The organism is Cupriavidus basilensis, from assembly GCF_000832305.1.
Lineage (GTDB): Bacteria > Pseudomonadota > Gammaproteobacteria > Burkholderiales > Burkholderiaceae > Cupriavidus > Cupriavidus basilensis_F.
In genome coordinates this window covers 530,648-547,806 of the sequence record NZ_CP010537.1, presented here as the reverse complement: position 1 = coordinate 547,806, position 17,159 = coordinate 530,648, and the positions used below count along the sequence as shown (strand labels likewise).

The 17,159-nt window shown below is 65.8% G+C and carries 17 protein-coding genes; 11 read left to right on the top strand and 6 right to left on the bottom strand.

The genetic code is table 11. The features are described 5' to 3' along the window. The first annotated feature begins 118 nt into the window (after nucleotides 1-118). From RR42_RS23250 to RR42_RS23225, 6 genes are all read left to right on the top strand, one after another. On the top strand, nucleotides 119-541 hold the full coding sequence (locus tag RR42_RS23250; RefSeq protein ID WP_043357696.1) for a VOC family protein: 423 nt from the start codon (nucleotides 119-121) through the stop codon (nucleotides 539-541). 34 nt (nucleotides 542-575) lie between these two features. Continuing rightward, on the top strand, nucleotides 576-1,286 hold the full coding sequence (locus RR42_RS23245) for a fumarylacetoacetate hydrolase family protein (RefSeq protein ID WP_043353386.1): 711 nt from the start codon (nucleotides 576-578) through the stop codon (nucleotides 1,284-1,286). 202 nt (nucleotides 1,287-1,488) lie between these two features. Beyond that, nucleotides 1,489-2,280: an HpcH/HpaI aldolase family protein gene (locus RR42_RS23240; protein WP_043353384.1), complete on the top strand. Its 792-nt coding sequence runs from the start codon at nucleotides 1,489-1,491 to the stop codon at nucleotides 2,278-2,280. A 157-nt stretch (nucleotides 2,281-2,437) separates the two neighbouring features. Then, complete coding sequence (gene glxR, locus RR42_RS23235; RefSeq protein ID WP_082055057.1) at nucleotides 2,438-3,328, top strand: 2-hydroxy-3-oxopropionate reductase; 891 nt, start codon at nucleotides 2,438-2,440, stop codon at nucleotides 3,326-3,328. Between the two features lie 124 nt (nucleotides 3,329-3,452). Beyond that, a complete protein-coding gene (locus RR42_RS23230; RefSeq protein ID WP_043353380.1) occupies nucleotides 3,453-4,643 on the top strand; it encodes a glycerate kinase in 1,191 nt (396 codons plus the stop codon). A 152-nt stretch (nucleotides 4,644-4,795) separates the two neighbouring features. Then, nucleotides 4,796-5,170, top strand: coding sequence for a DUF1484 family protein (locus RR42_RS23225; RefSeq protein WP_052494878.1), 375 nt, complete (start codon nucleotides 4,796-4,798; stop codon nucleotides 5,168-5,170). 222 nt (nucleotides 5,171-5,392) lie between these two features. Here RR42_RS23225 and RR42_RS23220 read toward each other — a convergent pair whose 3' ends face one another. Continuing rightward, nucleotides 5,393-5,836: a MarR family winged helix-turn-helix transcriptional regulator gene (locus tag RR42_RS23220; protein ID WP_043353379.1), complete on the bottom strand. Its 444-nt coding sequence runs from the start codon at nucleotides 5,834-5,836 to the stop codon at nucleotides 5,393-5,395. Nucleotides 5,837-5,965: 129 nt separating this feature from the next. On the opposite strand from RR42_RS23220, the gene RR42_RS23215 reads away from it, so the two are divergent. Continuing rightward, the gene (locus RR42_RS23215) at nucleotides 5,966-7,504 is read left to right on the top strand and encodes a DHA2 family efflux MFS transporter permease subunit (protein WP_043353377.1); all 1,539 of its coding nucleotides are present in this window, start codon (nucleotides 5,966-5,968) and stop codon (nucleotides 7,502-7,504) included. 17 nt (nucleotides 7,505-7,521) lie between these two features. Here the strand turns inward: RR42_RS23215 and RR42_RS23210 are convergent, their stop codons facing one another. Then, a complete protein-coding gene (locus tag RR42_RS23210) occupies nucleotides 7,522-8,199 on the bottom strand; it encodes an alpha/beta hydrolase (RefSeq protein WP_043357692.1) in 678 nt (225 codons plus the stop codon). A 242-nt stretch (nucleotides 8,200-8,441) separates the two neighbouring features. Between RR42_RS23210 and RR42_RS23205 the strand changes: the two genes are divergently transcribed. Both RR42_RS23205 and RR42_RS23200 read left to right on the top strand, forming a co-directional pair. Beyond that, on the top strand, nucleotides 8,442-8,831 hold the full coding sequence (locus RR42_RS23205) for a hypothetical protein (protein ID WP_043353376.1): 390 nt from the start codon (nucleotides 8,442-8,444) through the stop codon (nucleotides 8,829-8,831). A 91-nt stretch (nucleotides 8,832-8,922) separates the two neighbouring features. Continuing rightward, a complete protein-coding gene (locus tag RR42_RS23200; protein WP_043353375.1) occupies nucleotides 8,923-9,363 on the top strand; it encodes a GFA family protein in 441 nt (146 codons plus the stop codon). 94 nt (nucleotides 9,364-9,457) lie between these two features. On the opposite strand, the gene RR42_RS23195 is transcribed toward RR42_RS23200, so the two are convergent. Next, nucleotides 9,458-10,405, bottom strand: a complete 948-nt coding sequence (locus RR42_RS23195) for a DMT family transporter (RefSeq protein ID WP_201777382.1) — start codon at nucleotides 10,403-10,405, stop codon at nucleotides 9,458-9,460. A gap of 117 nt (nucleotides 10,406-10,522) precedes the next feature. Continuing rightward, nucleotides 10,523-11,050: a hypothetical protein gene (locus tag RR42_RS23190; protein WP_043353372.1), complete on the bottom strand. Its 528-nt coding sequence runs from the start codon at nucleotides 11,048-11,050 to the stop codon at nucleotides 10,523-10,525. A 120-nt stretch (nucleotides 11,051-11,170) separates the two neighbouring features. Between RR42_RS23190 and RR42_RS23185 the strand changes: the two genes are divergently transcribed. Continuing rightward, a complete protein-coding gene (locus RR42_RS23185) occupies nucleotides 11,171-12,220 on the top strand; it encodes a DMT family transporter (protein ID WP_043353370.1) in 1,050 nt (349 codons plus the stop codon). Between the two features lie 233 nt (nucleotides 12,221-12,453). Here RR42_RS23185 and RR42_RS23180 read toward each other — a convergent pair whose 3' ends face one another. Further along, the gene (locus RR42_RS23180) at nucleotides 12,454-14,640 is read right to left on the bottom strand and encodes a TonB-dependent siderophore receptor (protein WP_043353369.1); all 2,187 of its coding nucleotides are present in this window, start codon (nucleotides 14,638-14,640) and stop codon (nucleotides 12,454-12,456) included. A 219-nt stretch (nucleotides 14,641-14,859) separates the two neighbouring features. Continuing rightward, entirely contained in the window at nucleotides 14,860-16,029 is a 1,170-nt protein-coding gene (locus RR42_RS23175) for a mandelate racemase/muconate lactonizing enzyme family protein (RefSeq protein ID WP_043353368.1), read from the bottom strand. A 192-nt stretch (nucleotides 16,030-16,221) separates the two neighbouring features. Here RR42_RS23175 and RR42_RS23170 point away from each other — a divergent pair, with 192 nt between their 5' ends. Then, a complete protein-coding gene (locus RR42_RS23170) occupies nucleotides 16,222-17,157 on the top strand; it encodes a LysR family transcriptional regulator (RefSeq protein ID WP_043353366.1) in 936 nt (311 codons plus the stop codon). Nucleotides 17,158-17,159: the final 2 nt, after the last annotated feature.

Genomic DNA, 17,159 nt, shown 5'->3' with positions numbered 1-17,159 from the left:
ATTTTTGATACTAAGCACAGAAATCATTCGTTTCATATTACGACTTCTGCTGATTACAATCAAACGCGGCAACACACCGGCAACACACCGACAACCCCCACCCACAAGAGCCCCTTTGATGAGCGCAACCCCGTTGTTCCACCTGGCCTTCCCCGTCAACGACCTGGAGGAAGCCCGCCGCTTCTATGGCGAGCTCCTCGGCTGCCCCGAAGGGCGCAGCTCAGACGCCTGGATCGATTTCAATTTCTATGGCCACCAGGTCGTCGCCCACCTCGCGCCGGAAGAATGCGGCCACCGTGCCACCAGCGCCGTCGACGGCGACGAGGTGCCGGTGCGCCACTTCGGCGCGATCCTGTCCATGGATGCCTGGGAAGCGCTGGCGCAGAAGCTGCGCGCAGCGCATACGCAGTTCGTGATCGAGCCGCATGTGCGCTTCAAGGGGCAGGTCGGCGAGCAGGCGACGATGTTCTTCCTGGATCCGTCGGGCAACGCGCTGGAGTTCAAGGCTTTTGGCGACATCAGCCAGGTCTTCGCAAAGTAATCCCTCCCCGCTATCGTCACAGACGGACCCCAACATGACCGAATACGTTATCCAGCCCGCCGAACAGGCAAGCGTCGCCGTGGCCGGCAGCAGCGCCCGCTTTCCCATCCGCCGCGTGTTTTGCGTGGGCCGCAACTACGCCGCGCACGCCCGCGAGATGGGCAATGACCCGGACCGCGAACCGCCGTTCTTCTTCACCAAGCCGGCCGATGCCGTCGTGGCCGCTGAGGGCACAGTGCCATATCCGCCGCTCACGGAGAACCTGCACCACGAGATCGAACTGGTAGTGGCGATCGGCAAGGGCGGCGCGAACATCCAGCCCGAGCAGGCACTCGACCTGGTGTGGGGCTATGCCGTGGGCGTGGACCTGACCCGCCGCGACCTGCAGGACACCGCCAAGAAGATGAGCCGTCCGTGGGACTGGTCCAAGGGCTTCGACGCCTCCGGCCCTTGCGGCCCGCTGCACCCCGTGGCCAGCATCGGCCATCCCGGCGCAGGCCACGTGTGGCTCAAGGTCAATGGCGAGACGCGCCAGGAAGGCGACCTGGACGAGCTGATCTGGCCCGTGGCCGACGTCATTGCCCATGTGTCGCAAAGCGTGACCCTGGCACCTGGCGACCTGATCTTCACGGGCACGCCGGCCGGCGTGGGCGCGCTGCAGCCCGGCGACGAAGTGACCGCCGGTGTGGCGGGTGTCGGCGAGATCGCTTTCCGCGTGGGCAAGCGTGAAGACGTATTGAATTAGCCAGCCAGACATACGATGACATGGCTTAGCCCGAGCCATGTCATCGCCGCAGCACGATCCCCGCCTGCCTCGGGCCACGCCGGGTGCACTAACTTTCCTCAAACCGGCCTCAACCTTGCCGCTTCGCTTGACGACGTGCCTGCGAGGGTTATACTTGCCCCATGTTGTACGATAACTTATAAGTTAAGCCACAGGAGACGCAATGCGCGAGAACCGGATACGGAACATGTGGGCGAACGGGCAAGCCGTCGTCAATGGCTGGCTGTCCATCCCCAGCAGCTTTGCCGCGGAGACCATGGCCCACCAGGGCTGGGACTCCCTCACGGTGGACCTGCAGCACGGCGCGCTGGACTACCGCGATGCCCTCAGCCTGTTCACGGCGATCTCCACCACCGACACCATGCCGGTGGCGCGCGTGCCCTGGAACGAGCCAGGCATCCTGATGAAGGTGCTCGACGCCGGCGCGTACGGTGTGATCTGCCCGATGATCAACACACGCGAAGACGCGCAGCGCCTGGTCGCCGCCACCCACTACCCGCCGATGGGCACGCGCAGCTTCGGGCCGATCCGCGGCATGCTGTATGGCGGCCCCGACTATCCCGAGCGCGCCAACGAAACCATCGTCGTCTTCGCGATGATCGAGACCAAGCAGGGACTGGATAACCTGGACGACATCCTGTCGGTCAAAGGGCTCGATGCGGTTTATATCGGCCCGTCCGACTTGTCGCTCGCGCTCGGCTGCCGCCCGACCTTCGACGATGTCGACCCGCCCGTCGCGCAGGCGATCGCGCACGTGGTGGCCCGCGCCAAGGCGCACGGCGTGGTCGCCGGCATCCACAACGGCGCGCCGGAAGCGGCATTGCGCAGGATCGAGCAAGGCTTCCAGTTCGTCACCGTTGGCTCCGATGCGCGCCTGATGGCGGCCGGTGCCCGGCAGGTGGTGACGCAGATGCGCGACGGGCTGGCATCAGGCGGCGAAACATCGGGGTACTGAGCCGGCCCCGTTTCTGCACAAGCATTTCAGACAGCATTTCAGACAGCGTTTCAGACTGTATTGAGACAACAGATTTGAGGCACCGGCATCGCGGTGCCCGCTGCGCAGGCGTGCGGCGGCGAGCGATGCCATCGAGATCGACTAACGGAGAACGAAAGTGAAGCTTGGATTTATTGGCCTTGGCATCATGGGCACCCCGATGGCCGCCAACCTGATCGCCGGCGGGCACGAAGTCAGCCTGTCCAGCCGCAGCGGCGTGCCGCAATCCCTGCTGGACAGCGGTGGCGTGGCTTGCAGCTCCGGCAAGGAAGTGGCCGAACGCGCGGACGTGATCTTCCTGATGGTGCCGGACACGCCCCATGTGGAGGCAGCGCTGTTCAATAACGGCGGCATCGCTGCAGGGCTGAGCGCGGGCAAGATCGTGGTCGACATGAGCTCGATTTCACCCATTGCCACCAAGGCCTTCGCCGAGCGCGTGAATGCGCTTGGCTGCCAGTACCTGGATGCGCCGGTATCCGGCGGCGAGGTCGGCGCGCGCAACGCCACGCTATCGATCATGGTCGGCGGCCCGCAAGCGACGTTCGAGACCGTGCGCCCGCTGTTCGAGCTGATGGGCAAGAACATCACGCTGGTGGGTGATAACGGTGCGGGGCAGACCGCCAAGGTGGCCAACCAGATCATCGTGGCACTGAACATCGAGGCGGTTGCCGAGGCCCTGCTGTTCGCCTCCAAGGCCGGCGCGGATCCGGCGCGCGTGCGCCAGGCCCTGATGGGCGGCTTTGCGTCGTCCAAGGTGCTGGAAGTGCACGGCGAACGCATGATCAAGCGGACGTTCGACCCGGGCTTTCGCATCGGGCTGCACCAGAAGGACCTGAACCTTGCGCTGTCGAACGCGCGCGAGATGGGCGTGTCGCTGCCGAACACCGCCACCTGCCAGGAGTTGTTCAATGCCTGCGCAAGCCATGGCGGCTCGGACTGGGATCACTCCGCACTGGTCCGCGCGCTTGAGCTGATGGCCAACCATGAAGTCGCGGCCAAGAAGGATTGAGGGCACGACTTGGCCAGCAGTCTTTGCCATCGGGCGGTACCTGCTGCCACCCGATGGCCCTTGATCCCTTTTCCTCGGTATGGCGTTTGCCCTGCGGTGAGCGCCGTTCACCCCGCCTCGCCCTATGCCTAGCCTTCCCGATCCCCTTATCGTCATTGCCCCCGATTCATTCAAGGGCTCCCTTGCGGCCGGCCAGGTCGCCGCCGCCATCGCCGCCGGGATCCAGCGCGCACTGCCCGGCGCGACGATCCGGCAACGCCCGATGGCGGACGGCGGCGAAGGCACCATCGACGCGATGCTGGCCGCCGGCGGCCAGCGCACCGGCATCGAGGTGCGCGGCGCGCACGGCGCCGCGCGCATCGCCACGGTAGCGCTGCTCGCGGGCGACCGCGCCGTGATCGAGTCCGCGGAAATCGTCGGCATCACCGATCCGGCGGGCATGGCATGCCCCGTGGCGCAGCGCTCGACGACCGGCCTCGGCGATGCCATCAAGGCCTTGCTCGACCTGGGCGTGCGCGAGATCTTCGTCGGCCTTGGCGGCAGCAGCACGAACGATGGCGGCGCCGGCCTGCTGCATGGCCTGGGGCTGCGCTTGCTGGATGCGCAGGGCCGCGACATCCCGCCAACGCCCGCCGCGCTGCCCCAACTGGCGGCAATCGATGCCAGCCAGCTCGACCCGCGGCTGGCCTCCACCAGGCTGGTAGCGATGTGCGATGTCACCAACCCGCTGACCGGGCCGCTAGGCGCCACCGCCGTGTTCGGCCCGCAAAAGGGCGTGCAAGCGCAGGATGTGGATGCCATCGATGCCGCGCTCGCCGGCTACGATCGCCTGCTGGCGCCGGCGCTCGGGCGCCACGCCGTGGACGCCGCGGGCGCGGGCGCGGCCGGTGGCCTGGGCTACGCCTTGCTGATGCTTGGCGCGCAGATGCGCCCGGGCGCCGACATCGTGGCGGACTGCGTAGACCTCGATGGCGCGCTCGCGGGCGCCGACTGGCTGATCACCGGCGAGGGGCGCAGCGATGTGCAGACGCTAAGCGGCAAGGCGCCGTTGATCGCCTGCCAGCGCGCACATGCCTGCGGGGTGCCCGCCTCATTGCTTTCCGGCGCCATCGACCCCGCCGCGCTGCCGGCGCTCGGGACCCATTTCACGGGTTGCTTTTCCCTGGCGCCCGGCCCGATCACCGTCGAGCAGGCCATGGCCAATGCGAGCGCTTTGCTATCGGATGCGGCCGAGCAGATGGCAAGGCTGCGCTTCACCGGCACCCACCCTCTCGAACATGGGCGCCCCCGCCAAGCGGGCGAAGGCTTGCACTGAGCGCAACGGCGCACGGCTGCCTGCAAATCCAGAAATTTCTTAAAGGTGAGCGAGCGCGGAAGCAGTATGCTTTTACGAGTCCGCCACGCTCGCGTTGAAGCCGGCGGCCTGGTCTTGCCACCCCATAGCCTCCCCCTCCTTAAGGAGCTTGCATGCATCCCAGCGCCCGAGCCGGTCCCGATTCGGCCACGCGCGGCGGCGGTCCCACCGCCACCCTGCCCGCCATCAGCAAGCAAGGCGATCTCATCGCCGAGCTGATCGGCATGACGCGTCCCGCCAATGCCGAGGAACAGCCCCTCGTATCCGCGCTGATCGAGCGGATCGAAACGCTGGATCGCGGCCTGCGCGAACGCATCGCCAACAGTTGCGCGGAGTTGCAAAGCGTCAGCGCCGGGATGGATAGCCTGCTGCAACTGGCGGAGCTGCAGAGCGAGAAGACGGAGGAGGCTTACGGCTTGTATTGCTTGCTCAAGTTGCTCAAGCTGCAACTGGCTGACGCAGTGGAGGATGTGGCTCGACTGGTCTGAGACGCCGGCTCGATCCACTACGCGGCGGCGTTCACCCACCTGCCTGGCCGCGACATCCCGCCCGCCGGCATCGCACGGGAGCCGCCGATACTCGATGCCGCAATGGCGCGGCGCGCTGGGAGCGCGGCAAAGCAGGGGAGCGAAGCAAGGCAGCGAAGCAAGGCGGCGCCGGGGCTGAGAAATTCAGGGGTTCCGGATGGGCTTGCTGCGCGCCGTCAACGATCAACGATCGACGATCGTGCCCAGGTTTTGCCGCACGCGCTGGAGCAGGCCGATCAGTTGCTCCCGCTCCGGCTCGCTGAGGCCGGCCAGCGCCTCCGCCGCAACCTCGTCGCCGACCCGCCGGGCCTTGTCCAGCGCTCTTTCCGCCTTGGGCGTCATGCGCACCACGCGCTCGCGGCGGTCTTCCGGGTTGGGCACGCGCGCAATCCAGCCGCCCTCTTCCATCCGGTCAAGCAGGCGTCCCGCCGAAATCGGCGCGACTTCCAGCAGTTCGGCGAGCCGCACCTGGTTGACTTCACCGTAGTGCGACAGGTAGGCGAGTGCGCGGCATTGCGCCCGGGTGAGGTCGAGGGACGACTTGGCCAGTTCATCGAACCGCTTGCCGTTGAGGCGGCCAACGTCCGAGACCAGGAAGCCAAAGCGCTTTTCCAGTTTCGTTTCCATGGCGCGATTGTACAAAGATCTCCCTCGGGCACGCCGGCACGCCGGCCACAAGCGGCTTGCCATGCTTTAGCGCGCCCGTATAATAAGCATGCTTATTATTCAACCGAACCCCTCCAGGTTGTTCAAACCATGTCTTCCGAAGCGGTAGCCGGGCGCGCAGAAATGCCGCTCAACCGGCCCATGATCACCATCGCGATCATGGCCGCGACCCTGATCCAGACGCTCGACAGCACCATTGCCAACGTGGCGCTGCCGCACATGCAAGGCAGCTTGTCGGCGTCGCAGGACGAGATCACCTGGGTGCTGACCTCGTATATCGTCGCTGCCGCGATCGCCACGCCGCTCACCGGCTGGCTGTCCGACCGGCTCAGCGTCAAGCGCCTGCTGGCCATTTCGATCACCGGCTTCACCATTGCCTCGGCGTTCTGCGGGATGTCGGACACGCTGGCGCAGATCGTGGCGTCGCGGCTGCTGCAGGGCATTTTCGGGGCGTCGCTGGTGCCGCTGTCGCAATCCATCCTGCTGGATATCAACCCCCGCGAGAAGCAGGGACAGGCAATGGCGGTGTGGGGCATGGGCGTGATGGTGGGACCCATCCTGGGCCCGACGCTGGGCGGCTGGCTGACCGATAGCTACAACTGGCGATGGGTGTTTTTCATCAATGTGCCGATCGGCGCATTCGCGTTGTTCGGCGTGCTGTCCTTCCTGCCCAGCCGGGCGCCGGCGCGGGCCGTGAAGTTCGATGCGTTCGGCTTCATCACGCTAGGCCTGGCCATCGGCGCGTTCCAGGCCATGCTCGACCGTGGCGAACAGCTCGACTGGTTCGGCTCGCTGGAGATCCGCATCGAGGCCATCCTGGCGGGGGTCAGCTTCCTGTATTTCCTGGCGCACACTGCCACTGCCGGGCCCAGGTCATTCTTCCGGTACCAGTTGCTCAAGGACCGCAACTTTGCCACCGGTGCCTGCTTTATCTTCGTGATCGGCGCGGTCATGTACGCCACCCGCGCCTTGCTGCCGCCGATGCTGCAAAACCTGATGGGCTATCCGGTGGCCACCACCGGGCTGGTTACCGCGCCAAGCGGCGCCGGCACCATGCTCTCCATGCTGCTGGCCGGGCGCCTGCTCAAGCGGATCGACGCCCGGGTGCTGCTGTTTGCGGGCTTCCTGATTTCCGCTTTCGCGCTGTGGCAGATGATGCAGTACACCGTGGTGCTGTCGGTGTCCGATATCGTGTGGCCCGGCATCATCCAGGGCTTTGGCCTGGGGCTGGTGTTCGTGCCGCTAAGCGCGCTGACGTTTTCCACGCTCGCGCCAGCGCTGCGCGCGGACGGCACGGCCACCTACAGCCTGATGCGCAACATCGGCAGCAGCATCGGCATCTCCGTGATCCAGACCTTGATGACGCGCAACACGCAGGTGGCCCACGCCGACCTCGCGGCCAATGTGAGCGTGTACAACCCGGCCCTGCAATCCCTGCTGGCAAGCGGCTCGCGCTACGACCTGGCCATGCTCAACCAGTCGATCAACCAGCAGGCCGCGATGATCGCCTACCTCAACGATTTCAAGGTCATGTTCCTTGCCACGCTGCTGGTGGTGCCGCTCATCCTGCTGATCAAGCCCACGCGCCACGTCGACGACGATGCCGTGGCGCATGCGGCCATGGATTGACGCGCTTTAAAGAATCTTTAGCCGGCGGCCCCGGCGATTCGCAGCCGGGTATCCAGGTACTGCGCCACGGCGCGCTGGAACACCGGCAGCTTGCCGGTGAAAAAATGGTTGGCGCCGGGCACCACCGCGACCGGCAGCTCCTGCGGGCGTGCCCAGTCGAACACCGCTTGCAGCGGCACATTGGCGTCGTTCTCGCCATGGATGACAAAAGCATCGGCCGGCACCGCGGGCGTGTCGTAGGTGCGCCCGCCGGCCGCCGGGCCGGCCGGCATGCCGGCCAGGATCAGGTGCGCGACGGGCTCGCTGCCTTGCAGCAAGCGCTGCGCCACGCGCGTCTGCACATAGGCGCCGAAAGAGAATCCCGCCAGCGCCAGCGGCAGGCCTGGGTGCGCTGACTGGATCTGCCGCACCACGGCAAGCACATCGTCGGTCTCGCCCTCACCCGCATCGTGGCTGCCTTGCGTGCCGCCCACGCCCCGGAAATTCGGCCGCACGGCAAGGAAGCCGCGCGCCTGGAAGATCCTGGCCAGCGCCACCGGGATCTTGTGTTCCGCGCTGCCGCCCAGCAGCGGATGCGGGTGCGCCACGACGGCGATCGCGCGGATCGGGCCTTGCGGCGCATCCGCCAGGGCTTCGATGCTACCGGCTGCGCCATCGAACCAGATGCGATTGTCTGAGGGGGGAAGCGAGGACATGAGGAGGTAGGGGATCAGGCGTAGGCAAAAAAACAGACCGGCCAGCGTTGCGGGCAACGCGGCGGCTTTGAAGCCGCATTGTAATGCCCGCAGAGGGTGGATGGCGGCCACGGATGGTCGGATACAGGACAGGTCGGATACAGGTCGGATGCAGAGGCCAGGGGGAGCGTTCGCGCCCCGCCGGTGCCTATACTCGTTGCATCACTTGCATGGCCTTGCGGCACCAATCAGGAGGACAGCCCATGACCGCCTCTCAAGCCGATCCTGGCCCCGATCCCGCGGCCCCGCCACCGCCCGCCCCCAAGGCGGCAGGCGCGCCGCCGCAGGTCGTGCCGGCCGGCTACCGGCAAGGCATCATCACCGCCATCACGGTCCTGCTGGGCTTCTCGCTGGCGTTCTGGCGCTTCTGGGGCTTCGAGAGTCCCGGCCACTGGAGCGTCCAGGCGTTGTTCGCCGCCATCTCGCTGGTGGCGGCGGTGTGCCTGCAGATCATCGCCCTGTTCCGTTCGCTGCGGGTGGAGGACGACCTGGTGCCCGAGTACCGCAAGACGGTACGCTGGTTCATCGCCTCGGCCATCGCGCTGCTGATCGGGTTGTTCGGCGCCATGCTGGATGCGGCCGTGGCGGGATAGGCGCCCGGAAGGCGCGCCCTGCAGCCCGCATCGCGGCCAAGTAGAATGCACCCCGCCATTCAGGAAACACAAACAACAGGAGATAACGCCTATGCAGATTCCCGCTACGTTGGAGTGCCTTTGCGGCCAGGTGCAGCTGCGCATTGCCGGAGAACCGGTGGCGAGAGCCAATTGCCATTGCCAGGCCTGCCGGGATTTCTATGCCACGCCGGTGTTCGCCGCCACGGCCTGGGAGCCGGCCAACGTGGTGGTGGCGCGCGGCGCGCAGCACCTGGCCACCTATCACCATGCGACCCGGCAGCTCCAGCGCCAGTTTTGCCCGCAGTGCGGCGAGACGCTCTTTGGCATCAACCGGCTGGGCATGTCGGTGGTCCCGAACACCCTTTTCGCGCGGGCCTGCGGCGGTGCGCTGCCGGATGCGCTGCAGCCAGCCATGCACCTGTTCTATCGCCATCGCGTGCTGGACGTCGACGACGCCCTGCCCAAGTACCTCGACGGCTGGGATGGCCCTGTGCACAAGGCCGGGTTCTGAGCCAAGGGCCGCGGCCCGGATACCATCGGCAGCGCCAGGCACCCTAAGCGGGTTCGAGCATTTGGGTGCGGGTGCGAATGCCGGCGCGTGCGGCCTATTCCCCTTGCCGGACTGGCCGGTGCCGGGCAGGCATCGTCATGGCGGCTACGCCCGCGACAACACACGCCAGGCCGGCCCACGCCCCCGCAGCCAGCGATTCCCCAAGAAACACGATGCCAATGCCAACCCCGATCGGCACCCGCAGATAGGCTTGCGCCGTGGTGCCCACCGGCCCCAGCGTACGTACCAGGCGAAAGTAGATGACAAAGGCCAGCGCGGTCGAGAACACGGATAACGCCAGCAGCGCGGCAAGCGATGACAGCGAAGGATGCAGCGTCCAGGGCCGGTCGATGACCAGGCTTGCCGGCACCAGCACCGCCGCCCCGACGATCATCGAGCCCGCGGCGGGCGCGGCGGCGGGCAGGTCCTTGAACGAGCGCCCGTAGATAGCCGCGCCGGCGTAGCAGACAGTCGCGGCAACGATGGCCAGTTGCGCAAGAAGTTGCAGCCCAAGCCCGCCCAGCACGCTGGTGCCGACGATCAGGCAAATGCCCGCAAGCCCCGTCACCACACCGAACAGCTTGCGTGCCGTGATGCGCTCATGGCGCGTGACCAGCCACGTGCCCAGTACGGCGATCACCGGCGACGCGGAGTTCAGTATCGTCGCCAGCCCCGCCGGGACCGATTGCTCAGCCCACGCAATGAGCGTGAACGGCACCACGCTGTTGAGCATGGCCTGCACCGCAAAACGGCGCCAGACTGCCGCGCCGCGCGGGATCTGGATGCCTCTTGCCGCCATCCACGCCATCAGCAGCGCAGCGGCGATCCACGTTCTGGCCGCAATCAGCGTGACCGGGGGAATCGTCGCCACGCCAAGCCGGATGCATGTGTAAGACGCGCCCCAGAGCGTGGACAAAGCCAGCAGCAGGGCCATGTCCAGCCCGCGGCCGCTGGCGCCTTGGGCGTGGTTGGCGCGCGCATCCGCGCTGGGCAAGGCTGGCATGGCGTTCTCTCCGGAAGGACACGTCGCCATTGTGGGCGCGCGCCGCGGGAGAACGTTTCAGCTTGCGGCGAAGCATGGATTGCAGGCCAAGCCAGCGCGCATTGAGGCATCAGGGCATCAGGGCGCCCTGCTGGAATCCCCACCCAGCGGATCCAGGGTGATCTGCACCTGCCTCAGGATGCCCTGCTTGTCGAAGTAGCAATTGAACAGCGAAGACAGGTTGCCGTCCTGGCGGAAACGATAAGACCAGACGTCGCGCTGCATCAGCGGGTAGTACTGCACCGGCTCGAGCGGCTTGCCGAAATGCTCTTCCACATCGCGCTTGGTCCAGCTATCGACCTTGGCCTGGTAGATCTCGGAAGTGACCAGCATCTGCCGGAAGTTCGTGAGTTTTCCGCTGGCATCGAAATCTGCCGCGTAGGCCTCATAGCCCAGCGGTTGCTTGGAGTAGATCCAGCGCACGGAACCGTCGGCCAGCCGGTAGATATTGGTGGGCTCACCGAAGGTCGCGCGCACCGCGCTTTCCGGCGAGCCGATCAGCTTCTGGCCTTCCTGCACCGGTTGCAGGATGGCGCAGGCTGGCAGCATCAGCAGCGCAGCCGCGCAGATCAGCCAGCCGCCCACGTATTGCGAGGGGGTTTTCATAACATTCCAGAGTAGAAACCGCCGTGCCCGGCATGGCATCCAAGGCTGAAATATATAGCATCCCCCGCCACCACGCCGTGGCGCGACAATACGGCATTGCCACGCTTCGCTGCCTTGCCCATGACCATCCGAACCGCCGCCCCCGCCCTGGCCGCCGCCCTGCTGTTTGGGGCAAGCACGCCACTTGCAAAGGCCCTGACCGGGTCGATCCCGCCGTTGCTGCTGGCCGGCCTGCTTTACCTGGGCAGCGGGCTGGGGCTTGGCATCCTGCTGGCGCTGCGGCGCAGCATGAGCGGCGCCGCAACAAGCCCGCTCACCGTGCCGCGACAGGAGACGCCATGGCTGCTGGGTGCCATCCTGGCTGGCGGTGTGGCCGGGCCGGCCCTGCTGATGACTGGCCTGGCCAGCACCAGCGCGGCATCGGCCTCCCTGCTGCTGAATGTGGAAGGGGTATTCACCGCGCTGATCGCCTGGGTGGTCTTCAGGGAAAACGCCAGCCGCCACATCGTCCTTGGCATGCTTGCCATCGTGGCGGGCGGCTTGCTGCTGTCCTGGCAGCCGGGCAGCCTGCGGCTGTCCGCCGGCGCCTTGCTGATCGTCGGCGCGTGCCTGTGCTGGGCCATCGACAACAACCTGACGCGCAAGGTATCAAGCAACGACGCCATGCTGATCGCCTGTATCAAGGGGCTGGTTGCCGGCGTGTGCAACACCGGGCTGGCACTGGCCGGCGGTGACCACCTGCCGGCGTTGCCCGCGCTGGGCGCGGCCATGATCATCGGGTTCCTCGGCTACGGCGTGAGCCTGGCGCTGTTCGTCATCGCGCTGCGGCTGCTGGGGACCGCTCGCACCGGCGCGTATTTCTCCGTGGCGCCGCTGTTCGGCGTGGTGATCGCGTTCGGCATGTGGCCGCAGGCGCCGCAGCCGGCGTTCTACGTGGCGGCGCTGCTGATGGCGCTGGGCGTGTGGCTGCACCTGCGCGAGCATCATGAGCACGAGCACAGCCACGAGGCGACCGAGCACAGCCACGCGCATCGCCACGATGCGCATCACCAGCACGAGCACGCCTTCGACTGGGACGGGAAGGAGCCGCACCGGCACCTGCATCGGCACGAGCCGCTGGTGCACAAGCACCCGCACTATCCGGATACGCATCACCGGCACTCGCACTGAGGCACTGAAGCACTGAGGCAAGGGCTCAGCCAGGCCCCTTTGCACGCATGAGCAGGGGGACTTTCCACCATCCTAGCTTGGACGATTCCGGCAGTCATTCGCAAGAGGCTGACTGTTTCAACATGAAGCAAAGCGGTTCTGGCCAGGCGCGCGGCCGCAGGCAGTACAAGTGGATCGGCCAAGGCCGCGCGACGACGCCAGCATCTTTTGGAAATGACCGCTAGAACTGGCCTTTAGAACTGCACGGTGGCATTCGCCAGGAATGTGCGCGCCGCACTCGGCAACACAAAGCCGCCGTACGTGGTAGTCCAGTAGCGACGATCGAACACATTGTTGAGCGCGGCCCGCAACGTCACCGTCTTGCCAGCGTAGCGCGTGGTGTACCTGGCGCTGAGGTCCGCAGTGGTGTACGACGGCACGTACTGGGTATTGGCCGCATTCACCCACATGGCGCCGGTGACCTTGGCGCCTGCCGCCAGCGTCAGGCCGCGCAAAAAGGGGGCGTCGTACTCCACGCGGCCGCTGACGATGTAGCTGGGGGTGGCAAAGATGCGCTTGCCGTTGACCGCGGGATCGTCGATGCCGGTAGCCTTGGTGTCGAGCCACAGCACGCCGCCCATCACGCGCCAGTCGCGCGCCACGCGTACCCAGCCGCTGGTGTCCAGGCCGGTGTAGCGCTGGGTGCCGTCCTGCACGAAGACGTTGGCCGTGTTGGTGTACTCGTAGCCGCGGTCGATGCGGAACAGCGCTACGTTGGCCCCCCAGCCGCGGCGCTCGGTCTTGTAGCCAACCTCATACTGCTTGCTCTTGAGCGGGCCATAGGTCTGCGGGAAGTTGGCGTTGCTGTTGCTGGCCGAGCCGCCTTGCTCAAGCGACTCCACGTAGCTGACGTAAGCGGTGGAGTCGTTGTCGGTCTTGACCATCAGGGCCACGGTGGGCGAGACCGGCCTGGCGCTGTAGCTCGCCGTGACATTGGCCGAGCTGTCGAAATTGTCCTGGCTGAAATCGGTGTAGCGCAGGCCGGCCAGGACCGAGACGCGCTGGGTGAACTGGATGGTGTCGCTGGCGTAGACGGATTTCTGCGTGATCTTGTAGTCCCGGTACGGCTGGTACACCAGGCCGGATGCCTGGTTGGTCAGCAGCGTGGGATTGTAGAGATTGTTCTCGCCCAGGAAGATGCCGTCGGTGGCGCCAACGCCCGCATCGTTGACGCGCACCTGGGACTGGTAGCCCGCGCCCAACACCACGTCGTGCTGGATGCCGCCGGTGGAAAACCTGCCCTGCACCATGCCGTCATAGGCCTGGTAGTAAAACGCCGACTTCCAGTTGTACTGGGTGTCGGAGAAATTGCCGGCGGCATCGTTGACAAAGATGTAGCTGTCCCCGCTGAAGCGGCTTTCGCGCGCGAAGCGGTACTTGAAGCTGGTCTTCCACTTGTCGTTGATGCGGTAGTCCACCCCGGTGCCCACCGTGGTGGTCTCGGTCTCGTGGAAGCTGTAGGGCTGGACGAAGCGGCGCGAGACCTTGCTGGCATCGGCGACCGGCAGGCTGGCGTCGAACCCCAGGCCAAACAGGGTACCGTTGGTCTTGCGCTTCCAGTACATCACGTCGGCGCTCCATTTCAGGTCCGGCGTCATGCGCAAATCCGCGGCCAGCGATAGCACGTCGCGACGCAGCTGCACGCCCGGATCGGCCGTGCGGCCTTCTTCATGGGCCGCGTTGAGGCGATAGCCGAAGCGCTGGTCCGGCCCGAAGCGCCCGCCCAGGTCGATCTTCTCGCTCCACACATTGTTGGCCTGGTAGCCCACGGTGAACTGGCGCAACGGCTCATCGGTGGGGCGCTTGGCCACATAGTTGATGATGCCGCCGGGGCTGCCGAAGCCGTACATGAAGCCCGACAGGCCCTTGAGCAGTTCTACCTGCTCGAACGGTTCCAGCGGCAGGTCGGTGTTCCAGGACACGAAGTTCTGGCCGTCGACCTTGGTGCCGTTAAGCAGGTCGATGGCCATGCCGCGCACGGCGAAATAGGCGTTTTCGGTACGGCCGTTCTCGCCCAGGATGGACACCGCGGGATCGTACTTGAACACGTCACTGGCGGTCTGCGCCATGCGGTCCTGGATCTCCTCGCTGCTTGCCGCCACCACCGAGAACGGCGTGTCGACAGGCTTGCGCTCACCCAGCGCCCCACCACCAATCCTCTCCACCTTGGCCGGCTCGGTCAGCCGCTCGGCCTTGACGGTGGCCACCGGCAAGGTGGCATCGGCTTGCGTGGCTGCCGGCGTGGCGGTCTGCGCCAGGCTGGCGGCGGGCAGCGTGGCGAACGCGACGGTCAGGCCAAATACAGCGCTGGCAATGGGCGAGAGGCGGGGCATTGCCTGGCATGCGGCGGCGCGCAGCGGCAAGCGGCGGTGATTGAACATCGGCGGAAACGTCCTCGGGAAGGTTGGGTCTGGCGGGAACCTGGGCTGCTGTGTGGTGCGAAGCACCCATTCACCCTCAAATGCGAATACGAATACGAATGAGAATAGTTCGCTTTTTTACCACAAAGAAAGATGCCAGCTCAACGACAGTCAGAAATTTCCCAAGGATTTGTATTCTGTACGCAACATGGGCCGGCAAGCCGGCCCATGTGCTGCCTGTCATCCGCCCGCCAGTGCCCGCATGGCGCGATACAGGTCGGCCTTGCCTTCGAAGCCGATGCCCGGCAGGTCCGGCATGGTGATGTAGCCGTTATCGACCGTCACGCCATCGGGAAAGCCGCCGTAGGGCTGGAACAGATCCGGATAGGACTCGTTGCCGCCCAGGCCAAGCCCGGCCGCGATATTGAGCGACATCTGGTGGCCGCCATGCGGAATGCAGCGCGTGCGCGACCAGCCGTGCTCAAACAGCATGTCCAGCGTGCGCAGGTACTCCACCAGGCCGTAGCTCAGCGCGCAGTCGAACTGCAGCCAGTCCCGGTCGGGGCGCATGCCGCCATAGCGGATCAGATTGCGCGCATCCTGCATGGAGAACAGGTCCTCGCCCGTTGCCATCGGCTTGTCGTAGTAGTTGCGCAGCGTGGCCTGCAGCTCGAAATCGAGCGGATCGCCCGGCTCCTCGTACCAGAACAGATCGTATTGCGAGAGGGCTTTCGCATACCGTATCGCGGTGTCCAGGTCGAAGCGCCCGTTGGCATCCACGGCGAGTTTCTGGCCATCCTGCAGCACGCTGAGAATCGAATCGATGCGGCGCAGGTCCTCGTCGAGCGAGGCGCCGCCGATCTTCTTCTTGACCACCGTATAGCCGCGATCGATATAGCTGCGCATCTCATCCTTGAGCTTGCCGTGGTCCTGGCCCGGGTAGTAGTAGCCACCCGCCGCGTAGACGAAGATCTTGCGCTCCGGCTTGCCGTCGCCGTAGCGCTCGGCCAGCAACTGGAACAGCGGCTTGCCCTCGATTTTTGCCACCGCATCCCACACCGCCATGTCGATGGTGCCGATCGCCACCGAGCGCTCGCCGTGGCCGCCCGGCTTCTCGTTGGCGAACATCGCCGCCCAGATCTTGTGGGGGTCGAGGTTGGTGCCGTTGTCGTCGATGAGGGTTGCGGGGTCCGCCTCGAGCACGCGCGGGATGAACCGCTCGCGCATCAGCAGCCCCTGCCCATAGCGGCCATTGGAATTGAAGCCGTAGCCAACGACGGGCTTGCCATCCCGGATGACGTCGGTCACCACGGCGACGACGCTCAGCGTCATCTTGCTGAAGTCGATATAGGCGTTGCGGATCGGCGAGCTGATGGGCACCGTCTTCTCGCGAATTTCCACGATTTTCATTGGAGCGTCTCCTGGAGCGTGGCACGGCGTGCGTGCGCTGAGTGGTAGGAAGGCTCCAGCGTAGCGAGGCGGCGCATGGCTGAGTTTCGCCAGAACGCATTTCACTATTCACTTGTGGTTAATACTGATGCGGCTCCGGGCGGCAATAACCCGCTTAAAATCCACTGGGACACCCATCACTCTTTTCCATCAGTGAAAACCGATATCACCTCGGACCTCGAGTTTTTTGTGCTGATTGCGAGATACGGCAATCTCTCGGCCGCCGCGCGGGCGCTGAACCTGACGCCACCGGCAGCCACCAAGCGGCTCGCGCAAATGGAAGAACGGCTTGGCGCACGGCTGGTGAACCGCACCACCCGCAGCACCAGCTTGACGCGGGAGGGCGACATCTACCTCGCGCACGCCACGCAGATCCTCGCCAAGCTGCGCGAGATGGAGGATGCCATTTCCAGCAGCCGTGCCGAGCCGCGCGGGCTGCTTCGCATCAACGCCACGCTCGGCTTCGGCCGGACCACCATCGCCCCGCTGGTCTCCGAATTCGCCAGGCGCTACCCGTTCGTGGAGGTGCAATTCGAAGTCACCGACAAGGCAATCGATCTCGTGGAAAGCGGCTTCGACCTGGCAATCCGCTTCGGCGCCCTTCCGGACGGCCGCCTCAACGCGCGCCGCATCATGTCGAACCGGCGCTTCCTGTGCGCGTCACCCGCCTACCTTGACCGGCATGGCACCCCGGCGAGCCTGGCCGAACTGGCCAATCACCGCTGCATCATCCATCGCCAGAACGACGACGCACATGGCATATGGCGCTTCATGGCAGGGACCCAAGGCGAGATGGTCAGGGTACATGGCACGCTGTCGAGCAACGATGGCGACATCGTCCTGGGCTGGGCGCTCGACGGGCATGGGATCCTGATGCGCTCCGAGTGGGATCTGGCCAAGTACCTGGAAAGCGGGCGCTTGCGGCTGGTGCTGCCCGACGCCACCCTGCCCCCGGCCGACCTGTTCGTCTACTATCCGGGCCAGCGCGACCAGACCACGCGGGCGCGGGCGTTCATCGATTTCCTGGTCGATCATTTCCGCGCCCCTTTCACTCCGGTGGCCCCGCTGGCCCCAGACAGTGGCGCATAGCC

What these genes read in the sequence shown, in the direction of transcription:
- RR42_RS23250 (WP_043357696.1), top strand. Translation starts at nt 119, where the DNA reads ATGAGCGCAACCCCGTTGTTCCACCTGGCCTTCCCCGTCAACGACCTG.
- RR42_RS23245 (WP_043353386.1), top strand. Translation starts at nt 576, where the DNA reads ATGACCGAATACGTTATCCAGCCCGCCGAACAGGCAAGCGTCGCCGTG.
- RR42_RS23240 (WP_043353384.1), top strand. Translation starts at nt 1,489, where the DNA reads ATGCGCGAGAACCGGATACGGAACATGTGGGCGAACGGGCAAGCCGTC.
- RR42_RS23230 (WP_043353380.1), top strand. Translation starts at nt 3,453, where the DNA reads ATGCCTAGCCTTCCCGATCCCCTTATCGTCATTGCCCCCGATTCATTC.
- RR42_RS23225 (WP_052494878.1), top strand. Translation starts at nt 4,796, where the DNA reads ATGCATCCCAGCGCCCGAGCCGGTCCCGATTCGGCCACGCGCGGCGGC.
- RR42_RS23220 (WP_043353379.1), bottom strand. Translation starts at nt 5,836, where the DNA reads ATGGAAACGAAACTGGAAAAGCGCTTTGGCTTCCTGGTCTCGGACGTT.
- RR42_RS23215 (WP_043353377.1), top strand. Translation starts at nt 5,966, where the DNA reads ATGTCTTCCGAAGCGGTAGCCGGGCGCGCAGAAATGCCGCTCAACCGG.
- RR42_RS23210 (WP_043357692.1), bottom strand. Translation starts at nt 8,199, where the DNA reads ATGTCCTCGCTTCCCCCCTCAGACAATCGCATCTGGTTCGATGGCGCA.
- RR42_RS23205 (WP_043353376.1), top strand. Translation starts at nt 8,442, where the DNA reads ATGACCGCCTCTCAAGCCGATCCTGGCCCCGATCCCGCGGCCCCGCCA.
- RR42_RS23200 (WP_043353375.1), top strand. Translation starts at nt 8,923, where the DNA reads ATGCAGATTCCCGCTACGTTGGAGTGCCTTTGCGGCCAGGTGCAGCTG.
- RR42_RS23195 (WP_201777382.1), bottom strand. Translation starts at nt 10,405, where the DNA reads ATGCCAGCCTTGCCCAGCGCGGATGCGCGCGCCAACCACGCCCAAGGC.
- RR42_RS23190 (WP_043353372.1), bottom strand. Translation starts at nt 11,050, where the DNA reads ATGAAAACCCCCTCGCAATACGTGGGCGGCTGGCTGATCTGCGCGGCT.
- RR42_RS23185 (WP_043353370.1), top strand. Translation starts at nt 11,171, where the DNA reads ATGACCATCCGAACCGCCGCCCCCGCCCTGGCCGCCGCCCTGCTGTTT.
- RR42_RS23180 (WP_043353369.1), bottom strand. Translation starts at nt 14,640, where the DNA reads ATGTTCAATCACCGCCGCTTGCCGCTGCGCGCCGCCGCATGCCAGGCA.
- RR42_RS23175 (WP_043353368.1), bottom strand. Translation starts at nt 16,029, where the DNA reads ATGAAAATCGTGGAAATTCGCGAGAAGACGGTGCCCATCAGCTCGCCG.